The 7,444-nt window shown below is 40.1% G+C and carries 6 protein-coding genes; 4 read left to right on the top strand and 2 right to left on the bottom strand.

Annotated features, from left to right (window positions below; translation table 11 throughout):
* The first annotated feature begins 83 nt into the window (after positions 1-83).
* Both P20439_RS08345 and P20439_RS08340 read left to right on the top strand, forming a co-directional pair.
* Positions 84-1,076, top strand: coding sequence for an MDR family oxidoreductase (locus P20439_RS08345; protein ID WP_008466094.1), 993 nt, complete (start codon positions 84-86; stop codon positions 1,074-1,076).
* Positions 1,077-1,148: 72 nt separating this feature from the next.
* Entirely contained in the window at positions 1,149-1,565 is a 417-nt protein-coding gene (locus P20439_RS08340) for a VF530 family DNA-binding protein (RefSeq protein ID WP_008114664.1), read from the top strand.
* A 57-nt stretch (positions 1,566-1,622) separates the two neighbouring features.
* On the opposite strand, the gene P20439_RS08335 is transcribed toward P20439_RS08340, so the two are convergent.
* Complete coding sequence (locus P20439_RS08335) at positions 1,623-2,054, bottom strand: DUF3859 domain-containing protein (protein ID WP_008466092.1); 432 nt, start codon at positions 2,052-2,054, stop codon at positions 1,623-1,625.
* 56 nt (positions 2,055-2,110) lie between these two features.
* Entirely contained in the window at positions 2,111-3,928 is a 1,818-nt protein-coding gene (locus P20439_RS08330; protein ID WP_008466088.1) for a phosphotransferase, read from the bottom strand.
* A 230-nt stretch (positions 3,929-4,158) separates the two neighbouring features.
* On the opposite strand from P20439_RS08330, the gene P20439_RS08325 reads away from it, so the two are divergent.
* Positions 4,159-5,676, top strand: a complete 1,518-nt coding sequence (locus tag P20439_RS08325) for a leucyl aminopeptidase (protein ID WP_008466085.1) — start codon at positions 4,159-4,161, stop codon at positions 5,674-5,676.
* Positions 5,677-5,859: 183 nt separating this feature from the next.
* On the top strand, positions 5,860-7,404 hold the full coding sequence (locus tag P20439_RS08320; protein WP_008466084.1) for a methyl-accepting chemotaxis protein: 1,545 nt from the start codon (positions 5,860-5,862) through the stop codon (positions 7,402-7,404).
* Positions 7,405-7,444 lie beyond the last annotated feature (40 nt).

Below are 7,444 nucleotides of genomic sequence, written 5' to 3'. Positions count from 1 at the left end.
TTTTAATCTGCGAAGGTCATCAGACCCTTGTTAATGCATTTTTTACTATTAATTTAAAGACGATCGGTCTAAAAGGAAATCTAATGAGCAATCCTATTAAAGCTATTGTTATAGATAAGCAAGACGACAACTACAGTGCCAATTTAAGCAGCATAAACAGTGATGATTTACCAAACGAAAATGTATTAATTGACGTACTGTACAGCACCCTAAATTACAAAGATGGCTTAGCCATTACTGGCAAAGGTCCTGTAGTTCGCAGCTTTCCTATGGTACCTGGCATTGATTTAGTGGGTACAGTTACTAACAGCGACAGTGAAGAATTTAAAGCTGGCGATAAGGTGATTTTAAATGGCTTTGGTGTTGGCGAAAAACATTGGGGTGGCCTAGCCCAAAAAGCGGCTCTTAGCAGCGATTGGTTAATTCCCCTACCCGCCAACTTATCAGCTAAACAAGCTATGCAAATTGGTACTGCCGGTTACACAGCAATGTTGAGCGTGATTGCCCTTGAAAAACAAGGGATCACCCCTGACTCAGGTGAAGTGTTAGTCACCGGTGCCAATGGTGGCGTAGGCAGTTTTGCTATTTATTTACTAAGCCAGCTAGGTTATCAAGTAACCGCAGCAACAGGTCGCATGGAACAAGCTGACTATTTAAAATCATTAGGTGCAACTAATGTAATTGATAGGAACGAGTTTTCAAACCCAGGTAAACCACTGCAAAAAGAACGCTTTGCTGCTGCCATTGATTCTGTAGGTAGTCACACACTTGCTAATATTTGTGCCTCACTTAAATACGGTGGCGTAGTAACAGCTTGTGGGCTTGCACAAGGTATGGATTTGCCAGCGTCTGTTGCGCCATTTATTTTACGTGGTATTTCTTTAATGGGTATTGATAGCGTAATGCGCCCTAAAGCGGACCGTGTTGAAGCATGGGATCGTTTAGCATCCCTAGTTAGTAGCGATTACTTAGATAAAATTTCGACCGAAATCACACTTGATCAAGTTATTGAAAATGCTGAACAGCTCATGCAGGGCCAAATTCGTGGTCGTGTTGTGGTTAATTGTCAAAGTTAAGCATTTTTGCTATTAAACTCTCGTTATTAAATTTATAATACTGGCCGTATTTTTAATAACGAGAGAACACCTATGAGCAACCAAGAACTTTTCAGTAATAACCCACTGCAAGGCGTTAAATTAGAGCAAGTGGTTGAAGAACTGGTTGAGCAATATGGGTGGGAACTCCTGCATGCCTACTTACAACTCAACTGCTTTAAAAATAATCCTGACATTAAGTCAGCAGTTAAATTTTTACGTAAAACCGAGTGGGCACAACAAAAAGTAGATAATTTCTATTTGTACCGCCTAAAAAACTTACCACGCCCAGATGACGTACAATACGAACTGCCTCCACGAGACCGTATTATTCCTGAAGGCGATAAACCAGGTGAGCCTTGCGAGTTAAGCTTTTCTGATGCAAAACGTATTCAAGAAAAAAAAGCAGCCAAACAACGTGCCCGTACTCGTAAGCAACGTTCAAATTCAAGTAACCCTTGGGGTAACTAAGCTGATTTCATAAAAGAGCTAACTTTATTGTTAGCTTTTTTGTGCTTAATGAGAAAATTAATACCCTCGATGTTTCCAAAAGTCGTCTTCAGTTTTGGTTTTTTCATTGATTAGATTAAATGTCTTATCAGCAATGATTTTACCTGCTAAAGATAAGGTCATGCGCCAGTCACCTACTTTATCTTCTATAGGCTCCCATACCGTATCCCCTAAATAAAACGACCAATCGTTATCTTTAACGTATACATTCCCCTCAAAAGGCTGCATCACTTCGCCATCGGAATCTATAATACCGGGGTGATAAATACAATAATGTAGCTTTTCGCCTTTGGCTTTTTTAATATTTACTATTAGGCCAAATTCCACATCAATACACGCGGTTACCTTTGTGGTGAATTGCGTGATTTGTGGTAACGATTTACTGGCTTTGTCCCAGTGGGTATATATACCGTAACTTTCTAATGTAATTTGTGGTTTAGATTTTGCCATTTAACTTTCTATTTTTTCTTTCTATTGTTAAGCCACCAGCCTCAGCGAGTGATTTATTAATTAAGTAGTTGTTTTGGATTTTTAGGATAATAATTGCTGGGTTGCTGCTCGCATAAACTAAACTCGCGAGTATTTTTATACGGCAACTTCATAAAACCAGCTACCCCCACATCAGTTATATTAACCGCGTACTGCATGAGTTTATTTAGCAAACGTTTAAATTCAACTTCTTTACTAGCATCGAGTAATCGATAGTAATGGTGAATCTTCATCCTATCAGGTAGCGCTTCAAAAATAATACAACCCGTATGATGTATCTGGTTTAGCTCAAATACACATTTAATCACCTTTTTAGGCAGTTGCAGTTGTTCATCGGGATCTTTACCATCTTCAAAATAGGAATGCGGACGGGTTACATCGCTGGCTTTTACATTAACCACTTCATAGTCAAGCTCAGGTAACTGGTTAAATTTAAACGCACCGGTACCATCGCGCTCTAACTGAATCGTTTTACGGGCATCAAATAAACAACACTTAAATAAGCCCTTTTGACTAATCGCTTGCGCAAGCATCACTGTATTGTTTACCGCATCAGTAAATGCGGTTGCTAAAGCTTCATCGTGCATAATAAGTGATGACTCAACATACAAAGAATCATCTTTCCAATGAAAACTCAGCCCCCCTACTACTGGGTATTTCGCTAAGCGACTAATTGACGCTAAAAACGCTTTTTCGGTATCCCCAGTATCAAACAAAAATTCTTTGTAATACCTATCTAACTGGGCATCGTTTACATCGAGTAGTTGTTGTTTATGATCGGCTTGGCGTAAAAACTGTTTTCGCGAACTATATACAACGGTTTCGGGCTCAGGATCTTGGCTAAACCAAAAAGGAATGCGTGCTTTAGTGTCTTCCTTTGGTAGCTCTGGTAAAAATGCTTTTGCCATAGTTTCTATGTTACGCATAAAATAGTCGCCGGCTTTATCCCTTACACTACGCTCTTTTGAAAGCATGCCGTCAATTACATTCGCCAGCTCTTTAGGAAGCATTAAACTACTGGCCGGAATAGCCTGAGCGCCAAATCGACAAGACTGAGCCGATGCAAGTGCATACAAAGTTGATGCAACCCCTTGCTCATCAAAACGAGGGGATGACTTTTCGCCAGACATTTGCGCATCACCAATAAAATACACATCACCCATTCGCGCGTTAGTGGTGCTTAAATCACCCGACATTAAATCCATAAAGTTACTGGCAATTGGGTTCCCTTGTTCATCTACTTGAGCATATACCGAGCTTCCCCAATCAACCAATGAAAGCTGCTTGGCATTTTCATCCCACACTAAATTAGAGGGTTTAATATCGCCATGCACAATAGGTTGTGGGCTTAATCCATTTTTTTGATGGCGTAAATCAAGCAGGACGTTTCTTAATTTAACCGCTAAGTTCATTATTTTTGCAGCAGATAGTCGCCCTTGCTTTAGCGATACTTTTTCAAGGTCTTCACCTATTGCACGGGCCATCATTAAAATGCCCTGTTTTTTAACCCGCTCAAAACCGTAAAATTGTGGCACTAACGGATTATCAATTTGAGACAGCATATACGCTTCGTCTTCAAGGCGGTCTCGTACACTTTGCGCCAGCGTAATTCTAGAAAACTTAAACACCCAAGGCAGGCCATGTTCATCATCACCCGCAAATACAAAGCCAAACGCACCCGAACCAATCATTTCAACATTTTTATAGCCAAGTAATGTTAGCTGTTTAATACAAATGTTAAGCCATTGGCGATGCTTTTTAGCGTCATGGTGTGACAGCAAATAAACAGACTGTTCTTCGTTAATATAAAAGTTGCGAATTTCTTTTGCTTTCAATGCAGATTCTCTAGGTTGGTGGTTTAAAGCTGCGTAATGCCTTTATGTTTGATAGTAACGCGACCGTTATTTTTATTAAACCTTTAAGGTCACTTCCATTAGTCAAATTTATATTATTTACTAATGATTTTGACGTATATCGCTGATATTTGCGGTTTCACCGTATCCTACTTACCCATAACAGCCTAAATAGGGTAAAACACCCCTTTAAATTATTCTTAGGTTAAAAAATGAAACGTATTATAAAAGCCTCTTCAATCGCGCTTGCACTGGGTATGTGTATTAATGCACAAGCAGCAGACTTTAACTTTTCTACAAAAGTAGACAACGATGCAAACACGCTGGTTGTATTTTATAGCCAAGATGGCAACAACAGCCAATTTAAAACACTTGATAAACAATTCGATGGCCAATTACAACGTGTTATCGATATAGAAAACTTCACTGGCGATTACGCAAAAGTTGCGCAACTTGTCGCGCCAAGTAAAAGTAACTACAGCCGTATTTTAGTTGTAGGTACAGGTAAAGCAGACGAATTAGATAAAGCAAAAGCGGCTAAGTTAGGTGGTAATATTCATGCTCGCCTAGTTAAAGCTAAAGCAGGCACTGCCAGTGTTATTTTTGATGATGTAACGGGTGCAAATGATAATGCCGCGCTTGCTGCTAATTTTGCCCATGGTGCAAACTTACGCGATCACCGTTTTGAAAACTACAAAAAAGAGCCAAACACTGAAACTGTTAGCTATACGTTTGATGTTGATAACACCAAGCAAACTCGCAAGCTTTACAGCCAATTAGAGAGTATTCAAGCAGGTGTATTTTTAGCACGCGATTTAACCTCAGAAGTGGCTACCGAAATGACGCCGGTTGATTTTGCCAATGCAGCAAAAGAATTAGCTTCGTTAGGTGTTACTATCAAAGTATTAGAGCCAAAAGAGCTAAAAGAGCTAGGCATGGGCGCATTAGAAGCTGTAGGTAGAGGTAGCCAGCAAGGTGCACGTTTAGTGGTAGCTCATTATAAAGGCTCTGACGATGCCCCTATTGCCCTTGTTGGTAAAGGTATTACGTTTGACTCAGGTGGTTACAGCATTAAAACCGGTGCGTCTATCGCACGTATGAAATCAGACATGGCCGGTGCTGCTGCAGTACTTGGTACTGTAAAAGCAATGGCGTTAGCTAAAGCCGATAAAAACGTAGTAGCTGTTATGGGCATGGCAGCTAATATGGTGTCGCAGTTTGCTGTAGCGCCGGGCGATGTTGTTCGTACAGCTGAAGGCTTAAGCGTAGAAATTTTAAATACCGACGCCGAAGGCCGCTTAGTATTAAGTGATGCAATGTGGTATGCACGTGAGCACTACAAGCCAGAGATCATGATTGATGTTGCAACCTTAACGGGTTCTAAAATTCGTGCTGTTGGTAATGAATACGCAGCGGTATTCTCTGATGATGACACGCTAGTATCGCAACTTACCCTTGCAGGTAAACAAGTAAACGAAAACCTATGGCGTTTACCGTTAGGTTATAAAGATATGTTGAAGTCTGACATTGCTGATATAACAAATGTAGGTTCAGGTGGCCCTGGTGCAACCACAGCCGCTACTTTCTTAGAGCATTTTGCTGGTGAAACCCGTTGGGTACATATCGACATCGCTGGTAATGCATTAGTGAAAAAAGGCAAAGATGAGCTTTCACCTGGTGGTACAGGTTTTGGTGTACGTTTACTAAGCGAATGGTTATTAGCTAACTAATCATCATTAATTTGATTAATTAAAAGCGCCAAAATGGTTTACTGTTTTGGCGCTTTTTACATTTTAGCTGGGTTGTTTTATAACTAAAGCATCATAAAATAAAACGTTAAATGGGTTTTATTATTTGATTTTGTTTAATTTATAGGCAAAGATAAAAAATCAAACAGTAACGAGGTCAAAGGAATGAAAATAACCTACCTGCTCTATAGTATTTTTTATTTATCTATTTGTTTTCTTTTTTATTTTGAACAGCTCTCCGCCATTGCCGCAGCAATTATAGTGCTGTTGTCTGGTTTCTTTTATATAAAGCCTGCCACTTCAAAAACAACTCATAACCACGACTCAGCGCCTAAACAAAGCTTCACCAATAAAATTGCGCAAAACATTACAAAAGCCACCTCGCAAAATGCCATAGGGGCTGCTGAAGTATCGTTTTATGTTGATAGCTTATCTAAAGAAATAGACGCCTGTTATAAAGAAAGCGAAACGGTGGGGCTTGCAACCCAAGCGCTGTCTCATAATAGCACTGAGCTCAGCGACAACATGACCACCATAAACCAAGCAATGCTTCAAACCGCCCAAGCATCTAGCACTGCCGATAGTCGCTTACAAACAGCAACCAAACAAATAGAGTCACTGGGCGACTCAATTGATAACGTTGCCTTACAACTCGATATTTTATTAAAAGGCGCAAACGATATACAGAGCATTACCCAAGTTATTCAAAATATTGCAGAGCAAACCAATTTACTGGCGTTAAATGCGGCTATTGAAGCCGCACGCGCAGGTGAACAAGGTCGTGGCTTTGCAGTTGTTGCCGATGAAGTGCGTAACCTTGCAAATAAAACCAACGACGCCACTAAGCAAATTGCCGATATGCTCACTCAAATTAATGCTAACAGCATAAAAACCAATGACGATATGAAACAAGTATCCCAAAACAGTGCCACAGTAAAGTCTGAGCTTGAAACCGTCACTGAATCGTTCATTGCTATTAATCAAGATATTGGCTCATCATCTGCGGCACTAGAGAGCATGCATCAAGGTGTTGCCACATTTCAGCAAGCAACCACACAAATTAATAGCTCAGTAACTAGCATTAGCCATTTACTCGGTGAGGTAACCACTAAGAGCGGTTCGATAGCGCAGCAGGCTTCATCACTGTCATTGGGATCAGAGTTAATTTTTAGAGAACTTGACAGCATAGAGCATGATGCGTTTTTCAAACCCATATTAGAAGAAGCCACAAAAGCGAGTAAAAAAATTAGTGAATGCTTTACCCAGTGGATAGCCAGTAATAAAATTACGCAGCAGCAACTGTTTAGCCAAAGCTATACACCTATTGCTAATACTAAGCCGCCCAAATATTCCACTCATTACGACGCACTATGCGATCAAACATTGCCAGCAATCCAAGAGCCCATACTTGATAGTAAAGAGATAATATTTGCTGGCGCTGTGGATAAAAAAGGGTATTTTCCAACGCATAATAAACGTTTTAGTCAGCCTCTTAGCGGCAACTACGAACAAGATTTAATTAATAATCGCACTAAGCGAATTTTTAATGACCCCACAGGCATTCGCTGCGGTAGCCATACAGAGAGCTTTTTATTACAAACCTATAAGCGCGATACCGGCGAGATATTGCATGATCTATCGGTGCCAATATATGTAAACGGTAAACATTGGGGTGGGTTTAGAATTGGATTTAAAAGTATTAAACATTAAAAAAGGGAGACTCTGTCTCCCTTTTTACTGTTAACTTTTA

Origin of the sequence: Pseudoalteromonas sp. BSi20439 (assembly GCF_000241165.1) — a bacterium.
GTDB lineage: Bacteria > Pseudomonadota > Gammaproteobacteria > Enterobacterales > Alteromonadaceae > Pseudoalteromonas.
This window is presented reverse-complemented; position numbering and strand designations above follow the sequence as displayed.

What these genes read in the sequence shown, in the direction of transcription:
- P20439_RS08345 (WP_008466094.1), top strand. Translation starts at nt 84, where the DNA reads ATGAGCAATCCTATTAAAGCTATTGTTATAGATAAGCAAGACGACAAC.
- P20439_RS08340 (WP_008114664.1), top strand. Translation starts at nt 1,149, where the DNA reads ATGAGCAACCAAGAACTTTTCAGTAATAACCCACTGCAAGGCGTTAAA.
- P20439_RS08335 (WP_008466092.1), bottom strand. Translation starts at nt 2,054, where the DNA reads ATGGCAAAATCTAAACCACAAATTACATTAGAAAGTTACGGTATATAT.
- P20439_RS08325 (WP_008466085.1), top strand. Translation starts at nt 4,159, where the DNA reads ATGAAACGTATTATAAAAGCCTCTTCAATCGCGCTTGCACTGGGTATG.
- P20439_RS08320 (WP_008466084.1), top strand. Translation starts at nt 5,860, where the DNA reads ATGAAAATAACCTACCTGCTCTATAGTATTTTTTATTTATCTATTTGT.